This window comes from Exiguobacterium sp. JMULE1, from assembly GCF_013337175.1.
GTDB lineage: Bacteria > Bacillota > Bacilli > Exiguobacteriales > Exiguobacteriaceae > Exiguobacterium_A > Exiguobacterium_A indicum.
In genome coordinates, this window is the sequence record NZ_SGWC01000001.1 from 13,932 (window position 1) to 36,496 (window position 22,565).

The window sequence follows — 22,565 nt, forward strand, 5'->3', positions numbered from 1 at the left end:
CAACGCTTTGGGGTTCCAAAGCGTTTTTGCTGTCGTGTTTTAGGAGGAAGAAGATGAAACAATTACAAGAACTCTTACTAGCGATTCCTGAAATCAAGACGGTTCGGGAACGCTTCCGGGACGGTGTCAACGCTCAGTTGATCACCGGTCTGATGAACAGTGGGAAAGCATTGTTCGTCGCCGGGATTTATCAGGAGACGAAACGTCGATTCGTACTCGTGACACATAATATGTTCCAAGCACAAAAACTGTACGATGATTTGATTGAACTTGTACCGGAAGAAGACGTCATGCTCTATCCGGTCGATGAGACGTTAGCAGCAGAACTTTCTTATGGCGCAAGTCCAGAACTGCGGGCGACGCGGATCGAGACCCGTCATCGTTTACTGACGACGGACGACGGAATTTTGATCATTCCGCTCGTCGGTTTACGCCGATATGTTCCGGATGCACAGACGTTCCTGTCACACGTCAAACAAGTGAAGCCGGGCGACATCTTATCGATTCCGGACTTCGTCCAAGATTTAGTCGATGCGGGGTACGAACGGACAGCGACCGTGACGACACCTGGTGAGTTTGCTGTTCGCGGAAGTATCATCGATATTTATCCGCTCACGGTCGAACGCCCATACCGGCTGGATCTATTCGACGAGGAAGTCGACTCGATCTATACATTCGATGCGGAGACACAACGCTCACTCGGTGTCGTCGCAGAAGCATGTTTGATGCCGGCGGCGGAACACTTCGCGACGAAGGATCAGTTGAAGGACGCGGGTGAAAAAGTCCGTCGTCTTTATGAGGCGACGAAAGAGCGCGTCCAAAGTACGGAAGTCCTCGCGGCACTTGAAGAGGGAATTGCTTATGACGTCGAGTTGCTAGAAAACGGCGATCGTCCGAAACAGTTCGCGAAGTATGCACCGATCCTCTACACGTCGACGTTACGTCAAGACGTGACGGGAAGCGTCTTGATCGTCGATGAAGTCGCACGGGTCGAAGAAGCGGCGGAAGTCCAGGATGCAGAGGAAGCAGAATGGATGGCGTCTCTCATTGAACGCGGACAAAGCGTCAGTGATTACGTCCTGTCCGTTCCGATGGCACATGTCTTTGAAGGACAACCATTGTTGTATCTCTCGCTCCTACCGACTCGTCGGAGCGGGGTACCGGAAAGTGCGGCAATCCATTTCAGCATCAAACCGATTGCACCGTTCCATGGTCAGATGGAACGCCTGAAGCAAGAAGTCGAGCGATATCGTCGCGCTGACATGTGGATGGTTTTCTTAGCGAGTAACCGAGAACGTGCCGAGCGGATGCGTCAGACGTTATCCGATTATGGGGTCGAAGCCTCGATCGTAACGAAAGAAGGTATCACTCGTGGTCAACCAGCAATCCTGATTGGGGGAATTCATGGTGGATTCGAGATGACGAATGCGCGTCTCGTCGTCATCACGGAAGAAGAAGTCTTCAAGCAACCAGCGCGTCGCCGGAAGCAAACGACGAAGCTGACGAACGCTGAACGGATTAAGAGCTACCAAGAATTGAAGACAGGCGATTACGTCGTTCATATTCATCATGGGATTGGTCGGTACCACGGCATCAAGACGATTGATGTAGCCGGTAATCATCAGGACTATCTCCATCTCGTTTACGCGGGAGAGGACTCTTTGTATGTTCCTGTCGATCAGATCGACTTGATTCAAAAGTATGTCGGGGCTGAAGGGAAAGAGCCGAAGATCTATAAACTCGGCGGGACGGAATGGAAAAAGGTCAAAGCGAAAGTCCAGAAATCGGTCGAGGATATTGCTGATGAGTTGATCAAGCTCTATGCGGCTCGCGAGGCTGCCGTCGGTTTTGCGTTCCCAGAGGACGACGATAACATGCAAGCATTCGAGGCTTCGTTCCCGTATGAGGAAACGGTCGATCAATTACGATCGATTGCCGAGATCAAGAAGGATATGGAACGTCCGCGTCCGATGGATCGTCTATTATGTGGCGACGTTGGATACGGGAAAACGGAAGTTGCGATTCGAGCAGCGTTCAAAGCGGTCATGTCTGGAAAACAAGTCGCGTTACTCGTACCAACGACCGTCCTTGCACAACAACACTACGAAACGATGCTTGAGCGATTTAGTGAATGGCCGATTCGTGTGTCGGTCATGAGCCGGTTCCGTTCGCCAGCAGAATTAAAGGCGACGAAACAAGGTCTAAAAGAGGGAACGATCGATGTCGTCGTCGGGACACACCGTGTGCTGTCGAAAGACGTCCAGTTTGCTGATATCGGATTATTGATCATTGATGAAGAGCAACGATTCGGTGTGAAACACAAAGAACGTCTGAAACAGTTGAAGACGAACGTTGACGTCTTGACGTTGACAGCGACACCGATTCCGCGGACATTGCACATGTCGATGATCGGGATCCGTGATCTCTCGGTCCTTGAGACACCGCCGGAAAACCGGTATCCGGTTCAGACATACGTCATGGAATACGACGGAATCGTCATGCGCGAAGCGCTCGAACGAGAACTCGGCCGTGGTGGACAAGCGTTCTTTCTGTATAACCGGGTCGAAGGTATCGAGCGAAAGGCAGAAGAAATTCGCGCGCTCGTACCGGAAGCGAGGATCGTCACGGCGCACGGTCGGATGACGGAAACCGAACTCGAAAGTCAGTTGATCGCGTTCTTCGAAGGGGATGCAGATGTTCTTGTGAGTACGACGATCATCGAGACAGGAATCGATATTCCAAATGTCAATACGTTGATCGTTCATGACGCGGATCAAATGGGACTATCCCAACTGTATCAATTGCGCGGTCGTGTCGGTCGTTCAAGTCGCGTCGCCTATTCGTACTTTACGTACCGTCCGCAAAAACGATTGACGGAAGTTGCAGAAAGTCGACTGCAAGCGATCAAGGAATTCACGGAGCTCGGTAGCGGCTTTAAAATTGCGATGCGTGACTTATCGATTCGTGGCGCCGGGAACTTACTCGGTTCCCAACAATCGGGCTTCATCGACTCTGTTGGTTTCGATCTTTATTCGCAGATGCTGGCAGAAGCGGTTGAAGAACGGAAAGAACGGATGAAGGGCAAAAAACGCGTCCAGAAATTCGTACCTGAGTTCACGTTCAGTCTTGATGCGTATATTCCATCGCACTACATGACGGACTCCGAGCTGAAAATCGAATTTTATAAACGTTTGAAATATGTCGATACCGTCGATAGTCTCGAACAACTTGAAACAGAGATGCTCGAACGATTCGGTGAGTTCCCGGATGAGGTTGCTCGTTTGATCCAACTGACGCGGATGCGGATTTTTGCTGAACGAGCGCGTGTCGAGCGCGTCAAACAAACCGATCCGAAAATCGAGATCGTCTTGTCACTTCAATCAACACAGCAGCTGGATGTGGCGGATTTCGTCAAATGGACCGTTCCGCTTGGACGTGGTCTAGGGATGGGGCAACAAGAACAGAAACTCGTCTTGACGCTCAACCGCAACAAGCAGTCGACGCAACAGATGACGATGCAAGCAGAACAGTTGCTAGCAGAGCTTGATCGTCGGCTCGTCGCACGATGAATAGACGAACGATTGCGCAAGGCGCAGCACTGCTTGCGATCTCTAGTTATATCTCGAAACTGCTCAGCTTCTTTTACCGGATTCCGTATCAGAACCTTGCAGGTGACTTCGGACTGTACGTCTATCAGACGGTCTATCCCTTATTCGCGATAGCGGCAGCGCTAGGTATTTATGCGCTGCCCGTCATCGTGGCGAAGTTGACGCTCCATCATCCAGATGAAAAACGAGAAGTTTTATGGTCGATTTTGTACGTCTTACTTGCGATGACGGTCTTCTTTGGTCTGTTCGGATGGTGGATTGCCCCGACACTTGCGGGCTGGTTTGGAGACGATAAACTCGTTGTTCCATTGCGAGCTGTCACGTGTACATTTTATTTACTACCTGTGATTGCCGTTCTTAGAGGCATGTTTCAAGCAGATCTCGAGATGCGACCGACGGCTGTATCCCAAGTCTCTGAAAATGCCGTCCGTGTCGGACTCTTGTTGCTCGTGACCTATATCGGCGTCTCGATGCAGGCGGACCCTTACTGGATTGGTGCCAGTGCCCATCTGACAGCGATCGGCGGCAGCATCGTTTCGTTATTCGTCCTGTTGCGTTTTGCGAAAGGGAAGATTGGTCGTCCTGTGTTTTCAGGTATTCATGTACGGCGGGTCGGGAAGGTGCTCGTGACAAGCGGGGTGGCGGTCAGTATCGCCTCACTTGCCTTGTTACTGATGCAATTGATCGATGGATTGACGTTCGTCAATCTACTTGGCAATACGACAGAGACGAAAATTGAAAAAGGGGTGCTCGACCGTGGGTATCCGTTACTGCAATTCGCGATTCTCTTTGCGACGTCGATGAGTCTTGCGAGTGTTCCATCCTTATCAACCGCATATCGAAAGCATGATCCGCAGATGATGCGTCAACAACTCGAGACATTACTCCGTTCCGGTCTATTGATTGCCGCTGCAGCGACAATCGGACTAATGGGTGTGATGCGTCCGCTCAATATTGCGTTGTATCAAGATGACCAGGGAACAGCAGGGTTGATTTGGCTCGCGGCGACGGCATTTGCCGCTTCGATTGCGATGATGATCATCTCTTGTCTCCAGTCGGTCGATGCTGAAAAATATGCGCTCGTTGGTGTTCTTGTCGGATTAGGGGCGAAGCTCGTTCTGAATCTCTATTTCATTCCCCGATATGGTATGATCGGGGCGGGTATGGCGACATTTGGCGGTTTTGCCGTCATGGCGACAGCACAATGGATTTTATTGAACCGGAAGTTCGGTCGCGTATCGGCAGGAAACGCGTTCTACCGACGACTGGTCTTACCTGTGCTCGCCATGAGTGTGTTTCTGTACCTGATCGAAACGTTCTTCCGGCTGTTTGAGCTTGAGACACGAATCGGTGCGGCACTCGAAGTCGGCGTCCTTGTCGTCGGTGGTGCCATCATTTATGGCAGTATGGCATTACGCGTTCGTGTATTAACAGCACAAGAGTGGGCGCTATTGCCTTTAGGAGATAAGTTATATCAGATGTACCAACGTAGGAGGAGTATATGACACACCGAATCACGATCGTCGGCCTTGGCGTCGGCGAACTCGAACAATTGCCGTTTGGCATCTATCGATTATTAAAAAACACGACACAGCCTGTCTATTTACGGACAATGGATCATCCAGTCGTTTCAGAACTCGCAGCAGAGGGAATGAACTTTACATCATTTGACTCGGTTTACGAACGACATAGTCGGTTTGAAGACGTATACACAGAAATCGTTGAGGAATTGCTTCGCCTCTCAAAGACGACGGACATCATCTATGCCGTCCCAGGTCATCCACTGGTCGCTGAGAGTACCGTCCAGCAGTTATTAGAGCGGACGGACGCGGTCGACGTTGTAGGCGGACAAAGTTTTCTTGATCCGATGTTCGCGGCGCTTGGCGTGGATCCGATTGAAGGATTTCAGTTGCTTGATGCGACGGCGTTTACCGTCGATGAAGCGCAGATCCGTCAACATTTGCTGATTGGACAAGTCTATGATGCGCTCGTCGCCGGTGATTTAAAGGTTCAGCTGATGGAACGTTATCCGGACGAACATCTCGTCACTCTGGTCACAGCAGCGGGTACAAGCAAACAAACTGTCCAAAGCGTGCCGTTGTATGAACTCGATCATGTGACGACGCTCAGTAACTTGACAACAGTCTACGTACCACCTGTTACGGATGAGCAGACGCTGAACCGTGACTTCGCGACATTAAAAGAGATTGTCGCACGGTTACGTGGTGAAGGCGGTTGCCCATGGGATCAAGAGCAGACACATGAGTCCTTAAAACGTCATTTAATCGAAGAATCTTACGAATTACTGGAAGCAATCGACCTTCAGGACGATAACTTAATGATAGAAGAGCTAGGAGACGTCCTTTTACAGGTCATGCTCCACGCACAAATTGGTCTAGATGAAGGGTATTTCGACATTCGAGATGTCATCGGAAGCGTCAGTGATAAGATGATTCGTCGTCATCCACACGTCTTCGGAGAAACGATTGTCGATTCTTCAGCAGACGTCGTTTCGAACTGGCAAGACATTAAAGCACAAGAAAAACCGGAGCGAACTTCCTTGCTCGATGGCGTAACAAAAGGGGCACCTGCCTTGATGCGCGCAGAAGATATTCAAAAGAAAGTGGCGAAAGTCGGTTTTGAATGGAGTGACGTCGAGGGTGCACTTGAAAAAGTAATCGAAGAGTTACGTGAATTGAAGGAAGCCGCACCAGAAGAACGACTAGGTGAATTCGGAGACGTTCTGTTTTCGATAACACTCGTTGGGAAATACCTTGGTCTCTCGGCAGAAGAGGGGCTACAACAGACGAACGATAAATTCATCCGTCGCTTTACGCGAATGGAACAGCTAGCGGATCGACCGCTCGTTGAGATGACGCTTGAAGAGCAAGATTCACTCTGGCATCAAGCGAAGCAGGAGGAACAGTCATGAGACTTGATAAATTTTTAAAAGTATCGCGTCTGATCAAACGACGGACGCTTGCGAAAGAAGTAGCCGATCAAGGTCGGATTACAATCAATGGTAATGTGGCGAAAGCAAGTAGCACGGTAGCAGCAGGTGATGAGATGACGATTCGGTTCGGAAACAAGATCGTCACGGTTGCGATTTCGAGCATTAAAGAACATGCCAAAAAAGAAGAAGCATCTGATATGTATGAGATCATCCGTGAAGAAAAGGTGAATTCCGAAGAATCAATGTAATTTACCGGAAAAAGGAAGTATACTAAAGAGTGTCAGGGGTGACCACTCAGAAAGAGGAGGGATGATATGCCAACACCGCTCGAATCAGGGCGTCCTGCGCCAAAGATCAAGCCGCTCAATGACCGTAAAAAGCAGTTGAGTCAGAATGCCATCGAAAACCGTCGACGTCTCAAAAATCGCTTTTTCCTGTGTCTGACCGTCTTTTTACTCATCTTTTCCCTCATGGGGTGGTCATACATGGAGAAACGGCAATTGATCGCTGAACAAAAGCAGTCGTTTCAAGTCGCCGAACAAGAGCAGACGAAAGCAAAAAAAGAGACCGCCCGTCTGAAGGAAGAAATCAACCGTCTCAATGATAAAGAGTATGTAGCGAACTTAGCTCGAAGCGAGTTGCTCTATTCGAAAAAAGGGGAAACGATCTTCTACTTTTCACCGGAAGACTAATTGAAGGTTGCCGATTGATTGAAAAAAGAATGAATCACTCGTATAATAAGAAACGAATCAACTAAAAAGGAGCAATACAATTTATGTCGATTGAAGTAGGCAGCAAAGTGCAAGGGAAAGTAACAGGCATCACGAATTTCGGAGCGTTCGTTGAGTTACCAACAGGGAAAACTGGTCTTGTTCACATCAGTGAAGTGGCAGATTCTTACGTTAAAGACATCAATGATGTGTTGACGGTTGGTCAAGAAATCACCGTCAAAGTCTTAAGTGTTGAAAACGATGGTAAGATCGGTCTTTCCATCAAAAAAGCCGTCGATCGTCCAGAAGGCGAACGTCCTCGTCCTGCACGTCAGTTCGACCGTGGACCACGTCCAGCAGGACAAGATCGTGGACCACGTTCGTTCGATAACAAAGGACCACGTGGAGGCGGTAACCGTGGAGGCTTCAACAAAGGCGGCCGTGGTACACCACCACCGCGCAAAGAACAATCGTTCGATACGCTGATGTCTAGTTTCCTGAAAGATAGTGAAGATCGTCTTGCTACATTGAAACGTCAAACGGATTCAAAACGTGGCGGACGCGGCGCAAAACGTCAATAACTTGCTGACCTGTTCTTTATAAGAATAGAGATGGAATGACGCCGTTCATTCCATCTTTTATTTTTTTGAAATTATTTTTAGAAAAAGCGTTGACTTTCATTTGACCTGCCCGTATTATAGAAAATGTGCTTAAGACGCACGAGTTAAAAATATGGCGGTGTAGCTCAGCTGGCTAGAGCGTACGGTTCATACCCGTGAGGTCGTGGGTTCGACTCCCTCCGCCGCTACCATATTTTTTTGGCCCGTTGGTCAAGCGGTTAAGACACCGCCCTTTCACGGCGGTAACACGGGTTCGAATCCCGTACGGGTCATTCTCAAAAGCTATCTCTATTATATAGAGATAGCTTTTTTTAGGTTTTAACGGAAAGGGGGAAATCGTTATGGAAGGTGTGCCGTTCGAACCACTTTTAGTAGGTGTTTCGGGAGGTTGTGATTCGATGGTACTCGTCGATCGGTTGTACAAAGAGGGCTACGATATCGCGATTGCGCATGTGCATCATGGATTACGAGAGGTGTCCGACGAAGAAGCGTGCTTTATTAAGGAGTGGGCAACGGCCCGAAAGATATCTTTTTTCATGACGCGTTTAGAATGGACAGGACGTACGAGCTCTCAAGCAGCTTGTCGCGAAGAGAGATATGCGTTTTTTGAACGAATCATGGAAGAGACCGGGCGCTCGCGTCTGATTCTCGCCCATCATCAAGACGATCAAATTGAGACGCTACTCATTCAGCTCATTCGTGGAGAAGCGCAGGTTGATGGTATTCCCGTCGTTCGTCCGTTTGGTAACGGTTGGTTGCATCGACCGTTGCTACATGAATCGAAGCAAACATTACGCGAGTATGCGTTGCAACATGAAGTTCCATGGCGAGAAGATGCGTCAAATGCAGAAACTACTTATTTGCGTAATCAAATCCGGCATACGATTGTTCCATCACTCCGAGACATGCGTCCTGAGTTTGAACAGGCAACGGCAGCGGCAGCACATGCGCGACAGCAAATCATCCGTGAACAGGCGGCATTCGTCGCGACCTATCTCGAACGGTGTAAGGAAGCGAACGGAATTCCGGTCGCACGTATTTTAGAATTACCGACGGATTTACAGCGGCTTGTTTTGCCGACATTAACGGGAGAAATGTTTTCTTCGGATGTGATTCGTCACTTTGTTACATGGCTTCGGGTGGATAAGGGCTCAGACGAAGTGTATTATGGAAACTGGAGGATGCGACGTGCATATGGCTTTTTGATGCAGGATCGTGTGATACGGTCAATGAATGACGATTTATCGTTTCAAGTAGGGGAGAATTTGGGAACGTATCATTATGGTGAACAAATGGTTCGCTTCTCAATCGGAAATCAAGGTATCCCGCTGGACGCGATTGCGTTCCCATTGACGGTACGTCCGCCACGTCCAGGAGATCGGATTCAGCTTGCTGTGGGTTCGAAAAAAGTCAGTCGAATTCTGATTGATGCTAAGGTTCCGCGTTATCTCCGGGAACAGGTTCCGGTCGTCGTCGATGCAAATGGAGTGATTTTAGCCGTCATTGGACATCGAATTGCAATATTCGGGTCATTTGAACTCCTCGCAAAATCTTATTTAATGATAGAATGGTAATGTAGTGTTTATTATGGAGGAGGAATACCTAGCATGACCTTGATGAACGATATGGAAAAAGTACTGATTTCAGAAGAAGAGATCCAAAATAAAGTGGGCGAACTCGCCGGCGAATTGACAGCGGATTATCACGATCGTTTTCCGTTGCTTGTGTGCGTCTTAAAAGGCGCAATGCCGTTCATGTCTGATCTTGTGAAAAAGATGGATATGCATCTTGAAATGGACTTCATGGACGTTTCAACGTATCACGGTGGGACAACATCAACAGGTGAAGTCAAGATTGAAAAAGATTTGAACACATCGGTAGAAGGACGCGACATCTTGATTGTCGAAGATATCATCGACAGCGGATTGACGCTTGGTTACCTTGTCGATCTCTTCAAGTACCGGAAAGCGAAGTCCGTTAAGATCGTGACGTTGCTCGACAAACCAACAGGACGGAAGAATGACTTGCACGCAGATTACAGCGGCTTCGTCATTCCACACGAATTCGTTGTCGGTTATGGTCTGGATTACGAAGAGAAGTATCGTAACCTTCCATACGTAGGTGTCTTGAAACCTGCAGTCTACGGTGGCTAATTATTTTTAATCTCGTCTGTCCCATGATAAGATGAAACCAATTACAAAGCGCGCCCTGTCGCGCCAGGATTCGTATTCATCCACTAGAAAAACGAGATGGATGCGGAGAGGAGGCATAAGATGAACCGAGCAGTGAAGAATACCCTCGTGTTTGGGGTCATTTTTCTAGCTTTGATCTTGTTTCTGCAATACTTGCAGAGTCCAGTGAACAAAAGCAAAGAAATCAATTACACACAGTTTGTCGAGTCTGTTGAAAAAGGTGAAATCAAGACGGCTACCTTCCAATATGAAGGGCAGACGTATAATGTGACAGGAGATTTGCGTGAAAAAGATTCAACGTATGAGACGGTCGTACCGGCTGTTGATACGGAACTAACGGATCTTTATACGCAATTGAAAAGCCAAGGAGTCAAATTGGACTTTAAGGCAGCAGAAACGAATGGTGGTTGGATCGCGTTACTGACGACGATCGTTCCATTCATCATCATCTTCATCCTCTTCTTCTTCTTGATTAATCAAGCACAAGGTGGCGGTGGTGGCGGTCGCGTCATGAACTTCGGGAAATCGAAGGCACGCCTCTATGACACAGAGAAGAAAAAGATTACGTTTGATGATGTAGCCGGCGCAGACGAAGAGAAACAAGAACTCGTCGAAGTCGTTGAATTCTTGAAAGATCCGCGTAAATTCGCGAAACTCGGTGCCCGTATTCCGAAAGGGGTCCTCCTCGTAGGTCCTCCAGGTACAGGTAAGACGTTGCTCGCGCGTGCCGCAGCTGGTGAAGCTGGCGTACCATTCTTCTCGATTTCAGGTTCTGACTTCGTTGAGATGTTCGTCGGTGTCGGGGCATCACGTGTCCGTGACTTGTTCGAAAACGCGAAGAAAAATGCACCATGTATCATCTTCATCGATGAAATCGATGCTGTCGGTCGTCAACGGGGCGCAGGTCTCGGTGGTGGACACGATGAGCGTGAGCAGACATTGAACCAACTTCTCGTTGAGATGGATGGATTCAGTGAAAACGAAGGCATCATCATGATCGCAGCAACGAACCGTGCTGATATTCTTGACCCAGCCTTACTCCGTCCAGGTCGTTTTGACCGTCAAATCACGGTTGACCGTCCAGATGTCATCGGTCGTGAAGCAGTCTTGAAAGTTCACGCGCGGAATAAACCGCTCGATTCAACGGTTGATTTAAAAGCGATCGCACAACGAACACCTGGATTCTCAGGTGCGGATCTTGAAAACCTTCTAAACGAAGCAGCACTTGTTGCCGCTCGGGCAGACCGTGATAAAGTCTCGATCGTTGACCTCGAAGAAGCGATTGACCGCGTCATCGCTGGACCAGCGAAGAAGAGCCGGATCATCTCGCCGAAAGAGAAAAAGATCGTCGCATGGCACGAAGCTGGACATACAATCATCGGTGTCACGCTCGACGATGCGGATGAAGTACACAAGGTAACGATCGTTCCTCGCGGAAACGCGGGCGGATATGTTGTCATGTTGCCAAAAGAAGATCGTTACTTCATGACGAAGCCGGAACTCGAAGATAAGATTACTGGATTGCTCGGTGGTCGTGTCGCAGAGGATATCGTCTTCGGAGAAGTCTCGACTGGGGCAAGCAATGACTTCCAGCGTGCGACAGGTCTTGCACGGAAAATGGTCATGGAGTTCGGGATGAGTGAAAAACTCGGACCGCTTCAATTCGGATCAGGTCAAAGCGGTAACGTCTTCCTCGGCCGTGATTTCCAAAACGAACAGAACTACTCGGATGCAATCGCACACGAGATCGATACGGAAATCCAAGCGATCATCAACCGCTGTTACCAAAAAGCGAAAGATATCCTGACTGAGAAGCGCGATCAGCTCGACTTGATTGCAACGACATTGCTTGAAGTCGAAACACTCGATCAAAAACAAATTCACCATCTCCTAGAGACGGGCGAATACAAAAAACATGAACCAGAAGCAACGACTCCAAAAGCAGAAGAGAAAGCACCGGAATCGACAGATGCAACTGTTGATCAACCGACGCAGTCTCCAACGCAAATGGGTTCAGTCGTTGACGAAGGGAAAAATGTAGATACGGATACACCAGATACGCCGCGTCGCGATGATCAAGTGTAAACGGATGGAACGGATTCGATTGATATCGAATCCGTTCTTTTTTGTGGCAGACCGAGCGAATACACATCGGTAGGTGTGACTATACGAGCATGGTATAATCACAACGTATATAGTTCCGATCGTAAAACAACGGAATACAATCGAAGCATGAAAATTGAGAAGAAGCGGGGAAATAAGCAAATGATTTTAGTCATCGATGTCGGAAATACGAATATCGTCTTAGGTGTCTATCAAGGACAAGAGTTGATTGAGCATTGGCGGATTGCGACAGACCGAACACGGACGACGGACGAATACGGTATGCTCGTCAAAGCGTTGTTCCGTGACGCAGAGCTAAACGTGGAAGAAATCGAGGGAATCGTGTTATCATCTGTCGTACCCCCCGTCGTGTTTCCGCTAGAAAATATGTGTGTGCGTTACTTTAAACGCCGTCCGTTCTTGATTGGACCAGGAATCAAGACAGGACTGGATTTAAAAGTCGATAATCCACGGGAAGTGGGAGCCGATCGAATCGTCAACGCAGTAGCGGCGACGGCGAAATACGAGGGACCGATGATCATCGTCGATTTCGGAACAGCGACGACGTATTGTTACATCGATGCACAAAAACGGTATTACGGCGGCATCATCTCACCCGGTGTGATGGTTGCAACCGAGGCACTCTATAATAAGGCAGCAAAATTGCCACGAATTGAAATCGCGAAACCGCAGTCAGCCATCGGACGGAATACGATCCATGCGATGCAGTCGGGGACCTATTTCGGATATGTGGCACAGGTGGACGGACTCGTTCACCGGATGAAAGAAGAAATGGGAGAAGCGAAGGTCATTGCGACCGGCGGCTTAGCCCGATTAATCAGCGAGGAATCCACGATGATTGAGATCGTCGATCCATTCTTGACGTTAGATGGATTACGGATTATCTACGAACGAAATAAGTGAGGGAATCAAGATGAAACGTGAAGAATTATTAGCACAATTAAAAGATGACTATTTAGTACGGGCGTTAGGCTTCAATGGAGAAGTCCGTGCGTTTGCAATCCGTTCGACGAAGACGGTCTATGAAGCACAACTGCGCCACCAGACGACACCTGTCGTCACAGCAGCGCTCGGTCGGACACTGACGATCGGTGCAATGATGGGTACGATGCAAAAAGGCGATACACGTGTCACATTAAAAGTCGAAGGCGATGGACCGATTGGGAAAATCATCGTCGATGCCGATGCAAAAGGTGTCGTACGTGGATATGTGAGTCGTCCCCGCGTCGAGATGGATACGTATGTCAATGCAGATGGTCTGACGAAACTAAAAGTCGGTGAAGCGGTCGGTCGCGGAAACATCTCTGTCATCAAAGACCTCGGGTTGCGTGACTTCGTCGGTGGTCAATCGCCGATTCAAACAGGTGAGATCAGCGAAGACTTCACGTATTACTTTGCTGTATCGGAACAAAGCCCATCGGTCGTTGGGGCTGGCGTTCTCGTTTATCCAGAAGACGAATCAGTCATCGCAGCAGGTGGCTTGATCGTTCAATTGATGCCAGGTGCGTCGGAAGAAACGATTGCAGCACTCGAAAAACGTGTTGGAGCCCTTAAACCGATCTCGATTCTCGTCGGTGAGGAAAAAACACCAGAAGAAATGTTAGAACTCGTTCTCGGTGACTACGAACATCTTGATACGATTCCAGTATCATTCGAATGTACGTGTGACCGTGACAAATTAGCGACAGCAATCATTGCCCTTGGACCAGATGAGATTCAAGCGATGATTGATGAAGATGGTGGTGCGGAAGCTGTTTGTCACTTCTGTTCAGAGCATTATCACTATGATGTTCCAGAATTAGAGGAACTTCGCGAAAAATCACTCGAAAGAGCATAAGAGGGATCGAATATGGGGAATGTACAACCTAAGTACTTGTGGATGTTGATCTTCATCTTAATGTTGACGAATTTCATGACCGGTGCTTACGCCTTCATGGGTGAGCTCCCAAAGGTCGATTCTCCTAAAATCGTTCAAGACAGCATCGGTGGTCCGCTCGAGGATGTCGTCGCCGAAGTCGGTGATGAGAAAATCACGCGCGCGATGGTCTATCAGACGATGCGAACGGAACAGGAAAAACAGACGATTGATCGTTTGATTCAAGAAGCGGTCGAACGCCAGACGAAGGATGGAAAAAAGCCGGAAGTCAAACGCTTTGATTGACAGATTTCATCCAGTCCGCTGATAATTAGTTTATCGGATTACTTGGAATTCAAGCGGTTCACTAATGAGGAGGAATGGTCATGCGTATTGCGAATTCAGTATTAGATTTAGTCGGTCGCACCCCGATCGTCAAGTTACATCATCTAACGGGTCCTGAGGATGCAGATGTGTATCTAAAATTGGAGTACATGAACCCTGGATCAAGCGTAAAAGACCGGATCGCGTTATCTATGATTGAGGCCGCAGAAGAAGCGGGTCAACTCAAAGAAGGAGACACGATCATCGAGCCGACGAGTGGGAACACAGGTATCGGACTAGCGATGGTCGCTTCGGCGAAAGGATATCGCGCCATCCTCGTCATGCCGGAAACGATGAGCATGGAGCGCCGGACGTTGCTTCGCGCCTATGGTGCGGAATTGATTCTGACTCCGGGTCCTGAAGGGATGAAGGGTGCGATCGCTCGCGCGACAGCGGAAGCAGAAGAACACGGTTACTTCATGCCGCAACAATTCAATAACGGTGCTAATCCAGTCGTCCATGAAAAAACGACAGGTCCTGAAATCGTCGAAGCGTTCGAAGGCATGCAACTCGATGCGTTCATCGCGGGAATTGGAACGGGCGGAACGATCACCGGTGCTGGTAAAGTGTTACGCGATGCTTTCCAAGGTATTGAAATCATTGCCGTCGAACCAACGGATTCACCGGTCTTATCAGGTGGTAAACCGGGACCACACAAACTGCAAGGAATCGGTGCTGGGTTCGTGCCGTCGATTCTCGATACAGAGATTTATGATGGTGTTGAGCAAATCACGACGGAAGAAGCATTCGATCACGCACGCCGAGCAGCGAAGACGAATGGTGTCTTAGGTGGTATCTCGTCAGGTGCTGCGATTGCAGCGGCGCTCAAGACAGCGAAACGTCTCGGTAAAGGGAAAAACGTTCTCGCGATCATTCCTTCGAATGGGGAGCGGTACTTAAGTACACCGCTGTATCAAATCGAGGAAGAAGCAGACCAATCGAAGTAATCAACTGGACGTACACGGAAGTCATTCGGCTTCCGTGTACTTTTTTGCGTATAATGAGAGCAGAATAGTGTGAAGTGGGGGACGCGTATGCGACAGACGAAATACAAAGCAGTACCATGGACGAAAGAACAATTTTACAATCGATATGTTGAACAGACGAATGGCACAACGGGACACGTCTGGCTCGAAAGCGGTCGAATCGGCCGGTATACGATGGCGGCGACTCGTCCTGTCGGATACGTTCGGACAAAGGACGGAACGACGACGATTGAGACAGATGGAAAAGTCGAGACATCGACGGCGAATCCGTTTGATGTACTCGAACAGCTCCGCGTCGACCGTGAATCAGTCCGACCGGATGGAATGCCACCGTTCTTTGGTGGGTTTGCCGGATACGTCAGTTATGATGCCGTCCGTTATTTAGAAAAGCTACCGGAACGAGCGATGGATGATTTGCAAACACCCGATCTATCATTTTACTGGTACGATGAAGTCGCCGTGTTTGATGAAGAAACGAAGCAATTGTTCATTGCCGTGACACGAGACACGGCAGAAGAAGCAGAGCGAGTTCTTGAAACGGAAGTCGCGCGTTGGTGCATCGAGACGGATGCACCTCAATTTACACCGACTGGTTTATCAGGTGAGCGAGAACGGGCTTTCGGGCAGGAAGCGTTCATGACAGCGGCACACCGGATTAAATCCTATATTGAGGACGGTGACGTTTTCCAAGTTAATTTGTCCGTCCGTCAACAGGAACCGCTTGGGACGACAGCGGAACATTTGTATGATGTATTACGACAAGTCAATCCTTCTCCATACATGGGTTACTTTGCGGATGAAGATTTAACACTCGTGTCCGCCTCACCCGAGTTGCTCGTCGAAAAAATCGGTGATGCGTTAGCGACACGTCCGATTGCCGGAACACGGCCGCGCGGGAAGGATGAAGCGGAGGATTTACGACTTGCGAAAACCTTACTCGATAATGAAAAAGAACGGGCAGAGCATGTGATGCTTGTTGATTTAGAGCGCAATGATTTAGGACGCGTCAGTCGTTATGGTACGGTTCATGTCGATGAGCTGATGGTGATCGAGAAATACTCGCACGTACAACACATCGTCTCAAACGTCAGAGGGGAAGTAGCTCCGGAACACTCTGGGAGTCAGGTGCTCGCTGCGATGTTCCCAGGTGGTACGATCACTGGCGCACCAAAAATCCGGACGATGGAAATCATTGAAGAACTGGAACCGGTCCGGCGCGGTATCTATACTGGGTCGCTTGGCTTCATCAGTTGGGCGGATGATGTCATTTTCAATATCTTGATCCGGACACTCGTCGCAAAAGACGGGATGGCATATGTTCAAGCAGGTGCTGGAGTCGTCACAGATTCGGACGCAGCACGTGAATACGAAGAGTCACTTAGTAAAGCCAAAGCGTTATGGGTGACAAAAGAAACAGCGGAGGGAACGCAATGATTGTATTGATTGATAACTATGATTCCTTTACGTACAACTTAGTCCAGTATTTCGGCGAACTTGGGCAAGACATCCGGGTATTTCGCAACGACGCGATCACCCTTGCGGAAATCGAAGCGTTGCAACCGGATCATCTGGTCATCTCACCGGGTCCCTGTACACCGAATGAAGCGGGGATCAGTCTAGAAGCGATTGCTTATTTTGCTGGGAAGGTGCCGATACTAGGGGTCTGCTTAGGTCATCAAGCGATTGGACAAGTATTCGGTGGTAAAGTCGTCCGCGCGAAGGAATTGATGCACGGAAAAGTCTCGCCACTGACGCATGACGGACAAGGCATCTTTGAACGAATCCCACAAGCGACGCCGGTGACACGTTATCACTCGCTCGTCGTTGAACGCGAGACATTCCCGGAAGTGCTCGAAGTGACGGCGGAAGCCGGTGGGGAGATCATGGCACTCCGTCACCGGACGTTGCCGATTCTCGGTGTCCAGTTCCATCCGGAAGCGATTTTGACGCGAGACGGGAAGCAGATGTTAAAAAATTTCTTGGAGTTGACGCATTATGTATCTCTGGCACGACGGAACCATTAAACGAGAAGAAGAAGTACGCATCTCCCCGCTCGATCACGGATTCGTCTACGGGATGGGTGTATTCGAGACGTTTCGGACCTATAACGGACATCCGTTTTTGTTCGATGATCATATTGAACGCTTACGGATGAGTTGTGTCGCACTCGGAATCCAGCTAGCATATGATCGGGAAGCCTTACGGCAAGCGATCCAAGATTTATATGCGGCATATGGGGCGAACGATTTATACATTCGGTTGAACGTCTCTGCCGGTCCACGTGAGATCGGTTTATCAATCGATCCTTACGACACGCCGACCGTGTTGATCTATGCGAAACCAATCGCTCCGCGAAAACGGGCGGAACGTGCACTCGAGACGATTCGTTTACCGCGCAGTACACCGGAGACGACTTACCGCTTGAAGTCACATCATTACATGAACAATCTAGTGGCGAAACGCCAATTGTTCAATCCGGAAGCAGAAGGGTTGTTTTTGACGAAGGAAGGTCATGTCTGTGAGGGCATTACGTCAAACATCTTTTGGCGTTACGGAAGTACATGGTATACGTCACCGCTTGAAACCGGTGCACTGAACGGGATTACCCGTCAGTTCCTCATGCAATATGTACCGGTCGAAGAACGCTTGGCTTATTTACCGCAGCTCGAAGAAGCAGATGAGATCATCTATACGAATTCCGTTCAGGAAGCGGTCGCTATTTCGTCACTTGACGGACGCCCTTTCCCTGGAATCAACGGAACAGGATATGCACAAATCATGACGCTGTTTGATCAATCCGTCGAACAGGTGACGACAAGGAGAGAACAACGATGACTTACATCATGGGTATCTTGAACGTGACACCGGACTCCTTTTCGGACGGTGGACAATATGTCGATGTCGAGCAAGCGATGCGGCAAGCGCGTCAGCTCGTCGCGGATGGAGCAGATGCAATCGATGTCGGTGGAGAATCGACACGACCGGGTGCAGCATTCGTATCAGTCGAAGAAGAACTCACCCGTGTTTTACCGATCATCAAGCGCATCAAACGAGAGCTGAACGTCCTCGTATCGATCGATACGTACAAACCGGTCGTCGCAGAGGCTGCTATTGAAGCAGGAGCAGATATCATCAACGATGTTTGGGGCTCGAAGTGGGGCGATCGTTCGATGGTCAACGTTGCTGCGCAGTATAAAGTACCCATCATTTTGATGCATAACCGGGAGACGGCGCATGGGACAGATATGCTGGTAGAAGTCCGGGCTGACCTGGAGGAATCGATTCGGTTAGCAAAACAGGCAGGCGTAGCGGAAGAGCATATTTGGCTCGACCCTGGGATTGGATTCATGAAGACGCATGAAGAGAACTTGTACCTGATGCGTCATCTATCGATCGTAACGGACTTCGGGTATCCGGTTTTACTCGGAACGTCCCGTAAATCGATGATCGGACTTGCGCTCGGATTAGCGACAGAAGAACGACTCGAAGGAACGATTGCGACGGTGTGTTACGGAATTCAACAAGGATGTGACTGGATGCGTGTGCATGACGTCAAAGAAGTCAAACGGGCAGCGCAGATGATGGACATCATGTTGGCTGCGACGAAGGGGGAATAACGGTGGATCGAATTCATGTAACAGGAATGCGTTTTTATGGGTACCACGGTGTATTCGCAGAAGAGACGAAACTCGGTCAACGCTTCAATGTCGACTTATCGATCGGACTTGCATTGGCAGAAGCCGGTCGGACGGATGATTTGACAAAAAGTGTCAATTACGCCGAATTGTATGAAGCGACGAAACGTGTCGTCGAAGGAGAACCGCTCCAACTCGTCGAAGCCTTGGCGGACCGTATTGCAAAAGCAGTATTTGCGTTAGACGAACGAATTCAAGAAGCGTCGATCAAGGTCATCAAACCGGATCCGCCGATTGCCGGTCATTATGAACATGTGGCGGTCGAGATCAATCGCCTTCGGGAGGACTATGCATGAAGGAAGCTTACATTGCACTCGGCTCGAACATCGGCGATAAAACGGCTCACTTAAGAGCAGCGATTGCTCGCCTGAGAGCATTACCGTCCGTTCATGACGTAAAGATCTCTTCCATTTATGAGACGGTACCTGTCGGGTATCTCGAGCAGGATTTATTCTATAATATGGTCGTCGCGATTCAAACGACGGATGAGGCATCTGTCTTACTTGGGCGACTGCAGGAAATTGAACAGCTAGAAGGACGCGAGCGTTTGTTCAAAAATGGACCACGAACGCTTGACTTAGATATTTTGCTATATGAGGAAGAACGCATTGACCTCGAAGGATTAACCGTTCCGCATCCGCGGATGCAAGAGCGGGCATTCGTCCTCGCACCATTACGTGAACTCGCAGCAACATGCGTCATACCCGGTCTTGAGCAAAGTGTCGAGCAGTTGTATCAGCAGTTACCAGAGACAGAACGAAACGGTGTACGACGGTTAGGTGGGCTTTTAGAAGCGGAGGAACAATAATGGAATTTAACATTGGTGATGTCAAACTGAAGAATCAAGTCATCTTGGCACCGATGGCAGGCGTCTGTAATCCGGCGTTTCGGTTAATCGCAAAGGAGTTTGGTGCAGGACTCGTCTGTGCGGAGATGGTCAGCGATAAAGGGATCTTGTACGAAAACGAACGGACGCTTCAGATGCTGTACGTGGATGAGCGGGAAAAACCGCTCAGTCTTCAAATCTATGGCGGTTCAAAAGAGACACTCGTTCAAGCGGCACGATATGTCGAAGCGAACACGAATGCCGACATCATTGACATCAACATGGGCTGTCCCGTTCCGAAAGTCACGAAAAGCGATGCTGGAGCGAAATGGTTGCTTGATCCAGATAAGGTATATGAGATGGTTCATGCGGTGACGCAAGCGATCGATAAACCCGTTACTGTTAAGATGCGGACCGGCTGGGACAGCCATCACATCTATTGTGTCGATAATGTCAAAGCAGCAGAAGCGGGTGGGGCGAAAGCCGTTGCCATCCACGGGCGGACACGTTCGCAAAAGTATGAAGGGGTCGCAGACTGGAACATCATTGGCGAAGCGAAAAAAGCGGTCAACATCCCAATCATCGGAAATGGAGATGTTCAGACGCCGCAAGATGCAAAACGGATGATTGATGAGATCGGCGTCGACGGTGTCATGATCGGACGGGCCGCTCTCGGGAATCCATGGATGTTGTATCAGACGATCCAGTACCTCGAATCAGGAACGCTTCCAGCAGAACCGACAGCGCGTGAGAAGATTGATATTTGTCTCTTGCATGCCACACGACTAGTCGCGCTAAAGGGAGAAGAACTCGCCGTACGCGAAATGCGGACACATGTCGCCTGGTATTTGAAAGGAATGAAGGGGAACGGTCGCGTTCGCAATGCGTTATTCAATATCGACACACACGCAGGACTTGTCGAACTGTTACAGCAGTACTTGCAGACACTCGAAGAAGACGTAGCATATGCCTAACAGGTAAAGTATAGTCGGACAGCGTCGTTTTGTGGTACGCTAGTTGCATTGAAGATGAGCGTATCGGTTTTCTAAAGGGCTGTCGGTCATTCCGGCAGCTTTTTATTCGAGAGAATCGTCGTGAACCATTATTAAAAGGAGTGAAGACAGTGAGTCAGGATATGGAAATGAACGATCAAATGCAGGTGCGTCTCGGTAAGATGAACGCCATGCGTGAACAAGGTCTCGATCCATTCGGCGCACGTTTTGAACGTTCGACGGATACCGCGAGCATTCGTGCATCGTTTGGTGAACATACAAAAGAAGAGTTGGCTGAACTGAAACCGGAAGTTGCCATCGCGGGTCGTGTCATGACGACACGTCGTAAAGGGAAGGTTGGCTTTACGAACGTTCAGGATGTACAAGGTCAAATTCAGTTGTATGTCCGTAAAGATGATGTCGGTGAAGAGGCGTATGAGATCTATAAGACATGTGACTTAGGTGACATCGTTGGGATCCAAGGATACGTGTTCAAAACGAATGTTGGTGAACTCTCTGTTCACGTCACAGCATTTACGTTATTAACAAAAGCATTACGTCCGCTTCCGGATAAATATCACGGATTAAAAGATATCGAGCAACGCTATCGTCAGCGTTACCTCGACCTCATTACGAACCAAGAATCACGTGAGACATTCATCGCGCGGAGTAAAGTCATTCGTGGAATTCGTCAATATCTCGATAACCTCGGATACTTGGAAGTCGAAACACCAATGTTGCATACGATTGCGGGTGGAGCATCGGCTCGTCCGTTCATCACGCATCATAATGCACTCGACATGACGCTTTACATGCGGATTGCGATCGAGCTCCATTTGAAACGTTTGATCGTCGGTGGACTTGAGAAAGTCTACGAAATCGGTCGTGTGTTCCGTAATGAAGGAATCTCAACACGCCATAACCCAGAGTTTACGATGATCGAACTCTATGAAGCGTATGCGGATTATAAAGACATCATGAACTTAACAGAGAACCTGATCGCTCACGTCGCACAAGAAGTACTCGGTACGACACAAGTCACTTACGGAGAAGACGACATCGACCTATCTGTCGGTTGGAAACGAGCACACATGGTCGATCTTGTTAAAGAAGCGACAGGTGTCGACTTCTTTGAACAGATTTCAAACGAACGTGCTCTCGAACTAGCGCATGAACACGGTGTTGAAGTCCAGTCGCACATGACGACGGGACATATCTTGAATGAGTTCTTCGAACAAAAAGTAGAAGAGACACTCGTTCAACCAACATTCGTCTATGGTCATCCTGTTGAAGTATCGCCACTTGCGAAGAAAAATCCAGAGGATCCACGCTTTACGGATCGCTTTGAATTATTCATCGTCCGTCGTGAACATGCGAATGCCTTCACGGAATTGAACGATCCAATCGATCAACGTGAACGTTTCGAAGCACAACTCGTCGAAAAAGAAGCAGGAAACGACGAAGCACATGAAATGGATACAGACTTCATTGAAGCACTCGAGTACGGTATGCCGCCAACGGGTGGTCTTGGCATCGGGATCGATCGTCTCGTCATGTTGTTGACGAATGCGCCATCGATTCGTGATGTATTACTCTTCCCAACGATGCGTCACCAACAAA

General features: G+C 49.0%; 21 protein-coding genes and 2 tRNA genes. All 23 read left to right on the forward strand.

Features of this window, described 5'->3' with window-relative positions:
* Positions 1 to 53: 53 nt before the first annotated feature.
* Positions 54 to 3,569, forward strand: a complete 3,516-nt coding sequence (gene mfd, locus EXW93_RS00085; protein WP_023466550.1) for a transcription-repair coupling factor — start codon at positions 54 to 56, stop codon at positions 3,567 to 3,569.
* On the forward strand, positions 3,566 to 5,113 hold the full coding sequence (locus tag EXW93_RS00090) for a putative polysaccharide biosynthesis protein (protein ID WP_174315867.1): 1,548 nt from the start codon (positions 3,566 to 3,568) through the stop codon (positions 5,111 to 5,113). Before mfd ends, EXW93_RS00090 begins: the two co-directional genes overlap by 4 nt.
* A complete protein-coding gene (gene yabN, locus EXW93_RS00095; RefSeq protein ID WP_023466554.1) occupies positions 5,110 to 6,540 on the forward strand; it encodes a bifunctional methyltransferase/pyrophosphohydrolase YabN in 1,431 nt (476 codons plus the stop codon). The genes EXW93_RS00090 and yabN overlap by 4 nt, the downstream gene beginning before the upstream one ends.
* Positions 6,537 to 6,809: an RNA-binding S4 domain-containing protein gene (locus EXW93_RS00100; protein ID WP_023466556.1), complete on the forward strand. Its 273-nt coding sequence runs from the start codon at positions 6,537 to 6,539 to the stop codon at positions 6,807 to 6,809. The genes yabN and EXW93_RS00100 overlap by 4 nt, the downstream gene beginning before the upstream one ends.
* 66 nt (positions 6,810 to 6,875) lie before the next feature.
* Positions 6,876 to 7,253: an FtsB family cell division protein gene (locus tag EXW93_RS00105; protein WP_023466557.1), complete on the forward strand. Its 378-nt coding sequence runs from the start codon at positions 6,876 to 6,878 to the stop codon at positions 7,251 to 7,253.
* Positions 7,254 to 7,336: 83 nt separating this feature from the next.
* Positions 7,337 to 7,852 carry a S1 domain-containing RNA-binding protein gene (locus tag EXW93_RS00110; RefSeq protein WP_023466558.1) on the forward strand — a complete coding sequence of 172 codons (516 nt, stop codon included), beginning with the start codon at positions 7,337 to 7,339 and terminating at the stop codon, positions 7,850 to 7,852.
* Positions 7,853 to 8,005: 153 nt separating this feature from the next.
* Positions 8,006 to 8,082: transfer RNA gene (locus tag EXW93_RS00115), tRNA-Met, on the forward strand.
* 9 nt (positions 8,083 to 8,091) lie between these two features.
* Positions 8,092 to 8,163: transfer RNA gene (locus tag EXW93_RS00120), tRNA-Glu, on the forward strand.
* Between the two features lie 69 nt (positions 8,164 to 8,232).
* Positions 8,233 to 9,465: a tRNA lysidine(34) synthetase TilS gene (gene tilS / locus EXW93_RS00125; protein WP_174315868.1), complete on the forward strand. Its 1,233-nt coding sequence runs from the start codon at positions 8,233 to 8,235 to the stop codon at positions 9,463 to 9,465.
* Positions 9,466 to 9,498: 33 nt separating this feature from the next.
* The gene (hpt, locus tag EXW93_RS00130; RefSeq protein WP_023466560.1) at positions 9,499 to 10,044 is read left to right on the forward strand and encodes a hypoxanthine phosphoribosyltransferase; all 546 of its coding nucleotides are present in this window, start codon (positions 9,499 to 9,501) and stop codon (positions 10,042 to 10,044) included.
* 120 nt (positions 10,045 to 10,164) lie between these two features.
* The gene (gene ftsH / locus EXW93_RS00135; protein WP_023466561.1) at positions 10,165 to 12,168 is read left to right on the forward strand and encodes an ATP-dependent zinc metalloprotease FtsH; all 2,004 of its coding nucleotides are present in this window, start codon (positions 10,165 to 10,167) and stop codon (positions 12,166 to 12,168) included.
* A 180-nt stretch (positions 12,169 to 12,348) separates the two neighbouring features.
* Positions 12,349 to 13,110, forward strand: a complete 762-nt coding sequence (locus tag EXW93_RS00140) for a type III pantothenate kinase (RefSeq protein ID WP_035399500.1) — start codon at positions 12,349 to 12,351, stop codon at positions 13,108 to 13,110.
* Between the two features lie 10 nt (positions 13,111 to 13,120).
* On the forward strand, positions 13,121 to 14,044 hold the full coding sequence (gene hslO, locus EXW93_RS00145; RefSeq protein ID WP_023466563.1) for an Hsp33 family molecular chaperone HslO: 924 nt from the start codon (positions 13,121 to 13,123) through the stop codon (positions 14,042 to 14,044).
* Positions 14,045 to 14,056: 12 nt separating this feature from the next.
* Positions 14,057 to 14,368, forward strand: a complete 312-nt coding sequence (locus EXW93_RS00150) for a SurA N-terminal domain-containing protein (protein ID WP_023466564.1) — start codon at positions 14,057 to 14,059, stop codon at positions 14,366 to 14,368.
* 80 nt (positions 14,369 to 14,448) lie between these two features.
* A complete protein-coding gene (gene cysK / locus EXW93_RS00155; protein ID WP_023466565.1) occupies positions 14,449 to 15,393 on the forward strand; it encodes a cysteine synthase A in 945 nt (314 codons plus the stop codon).
* Positions 15,394 to 15,480: 87 nt separating this feature from the next.
* Entirely contained in the window at positions 15,481 to 16,866 is a 1,386-nt protein-coding gene (locus EXW93_RS00160; RefSeq protein ID WP_174315869.1) for an anthranilate synthase component I family protein, read from the forward strand.
* Positions 16,863 to 17,456 carry an anthranilate synthase component II gene (locus EXW93_RS00165; RefSeq protein WP_174315870.1) on the forward strand — a complete coding sequence of 198 codons (594 nt, stop codon included), beginning with the start codon at positions 16,863 to 16,865 and terminating at the stop codon, positions 17,454 to 17,456. The genes EXW93_RS00160 and EXW93_RS00165 overlap by 4 nt, the downstream gene beginning before the upstream one ends.
* Complete coding sequence (locus EXW93_RS00170; RefSeq protein WP_023466569.1) at positions 17,428 to 18,267, forward strand: aminotransferase class IV; 840 nt, start codon at positions 17,428 to 17,430, stop codon at positions 18,265 to 18,267. The genes EXW93_RS00165 and EXW93_RS00170 overlap by 29 nt, the downstream gene beginning before the upstream one ends.
* Positions 18,264 to 19,049, forward strand: coding sequence for a dihydropteroate synthase (gene folP, locus EXW93_RS00175; RefSeq protein WP_174315871.1), 786 nt, complete (start codon positions 18,264 to 18,266; stop codon positions 19,047 to 19,049). Before EXW93_RS00170 ends, folP begins: the two co-directional genes overlap by 4 nt.
* A 2-nt stretch (positions 19,050 to 19,051) precedes the next feature.
* The gene (gene folB, locus EXW93_RS00180; protein ID WP_023466572.1) at positions 19,052 to 19,423 is read left to right on the forward strand and encodes a dihydroneopterin aldolase; all 372 of its coding nucleotides are present in this window, start codon (positions 19,052 to 19,054) and stop codon (positions 19,421 to 19,423) included.
* The gene (gene folK, locus EXW93_RS00185) at positions 19,420 to 19,935 is read left to right on the forward strand and encodes a 2-amino-4-hydroxy-6-hydroxymethyldihydropteridine diphosphokinase (protein ID WP_174315872.1); all 516 of its coding nucleotides are present in this window, start codon (positions 19,420 to 19,422) and stop codon (positions 19,933 to 19,935) included. Before folB ends, folK begins: the two co-directional genes overlap by 4 nt.
* A complete protein-coding gene (dusB, locus tag EXW93_RS00190) occupies positions 19,935 to 20,927 on the forward strand; it encodes a tRNA dihydrouridine synthase DusB (RefSeq protein ID WP_023466575.1) in 993 nt (330 codons plus the stop codon). Before folK ends, dusB begins: the two co-directional genes overlap by 1 nt.
* A 161-nt stretch (positions 20,928 to 21,088) precedes the next feature.
* A partial coding sequence (gene lysS / locus EXW93_RS00195; protein WP_174315873.1) for a lysine--tRNA ligase occupies positions 21,089 to 22,565 on the forward strand: 1,477 nt, incomplete at its 3' end.

Bases quoted from the DNA above. Each gene is read 5' to 3' on its own strand.
- folK (WP_174315872.1), top strand. From the start codon at position 19,420: ATGAAGGAAGCTTACATTGCACTCGGCTCGAACATCGGCGATAAAACG.
- EXW93_RS00150 (WP_023466564.1), top strand. From the start codon at position 14,057: ATGGGGAATGTACAACCTAAGTACTTGTGGATGTTGATCTTCATCTTA.
- EXW93_RS00110 (WP_023466558.1), top strand. From the start codon at position 7,337: ATGTCGATTGAAGTAGGCAGCAAAGTGCAAGGGAAAGTAACAGGCATC.
- tilS (WP_174315868.1), top strand. From the start codon at position 8,233: ATGGAAGGTGTGCCGTTCGAACCACTTTTAGTAGGTGTTTCGGGAGGT.
- dusB (WP_023466575.1), top strand. From the start codon at position 19,935: ATGGAATTTAACATTGGTGATGTCAAACTGAAGAATCAAGTCATCTTG.
- hslO (WP_023466563.1), top strand. From the start codon at position 13,121: ATGAAACGTGAAGAATTATTAGCACAATTAAAAGATGACTATTTAGTA.
- yabN (WP_023466554.1), top strand. From the start codon at position 5,110: ATGACACACCGAATCACGATCGTCGGCCTTGGCGTCGGCGAACTCGAA.
- EXW93_RS00090 (WP_174315867.1), top strand. From the start codon at position 3,566: ATGAATAGACGAACGATTGCGCAAGGCGCAGCACTGCTTGCGATCTCT.
- EXW93_RS00160 (WP_174315869.1), top strand. From the start codon at position 15,481: ATGCGACAGACGAAATACAAAGCAGTACCATGGACGAAAGAACAATTT.
- EXW93_RS00165 (WP_174315870.1), top strand. From the start codon at position 16,863: ATGATTGTATTGATTGATAACTATGATTCCTTTACGTACAACTTAGTC.
- EXW93_RS00170 (WP_023466569.1), top strand. From the start codon at position 17,428: ATGTATCTCTGGCACGACGGAACCATTAAACGAGAAGAAGAAGTACGC.
- EXW93_RS00105 (WP_023466557.1), top strand. From the start codon at position 6,876: ATGCCAACACCGCTCGAATCAGGGCGTCCTGCGCCAAAGATCAAGCCG.
- EXW93_RS00100 (WP_023466556.1), top strand. From the start codon at position 6,537: ATGAGACTTGATAAATTTTTAAAAGTATCGCGTCTGATCAAACGACGG.
- mfd (WP_023466550.1), top strand. From the start codon at position 54: ATGAAACAATTACAAGAACTCTTACTAGCGATTCCTGAAATCAAGACG.
- EXW93_RS00140 (WP_035399500.1), top strand. From the start codon at position 12,349: ATGATTTTAGTCATCGATGTCGGAAATACGAATATCGTCTTAGGTGTC.
- hpt (WP_023466560.1), top strand. From the start codon at position 9,499: ATGACCTTGATGAACGATATGGAAAAAGTACTGATTTCAGAAGAAGAG.
- folP (WP_174315871.1), top strand. From the start codon at position 18,264: ATGACTTACATCATGGGTATCTTGAACGTGACACCGGACTCCTTTTCG.
- cysK (WP_023466565.1), top strand. From the start codon at position 14,449: ATGCGTATTGCGAATTCAGTATTAGATTTAGTCGGTCGCACCCCGATC.
- ftsH (WP_023466561.1), top strand. From the start codon at position 10,165: ATGAACCGAGCAGTGAAGAATACCCTCGTGTTTGGGGTCATTTTTCTA.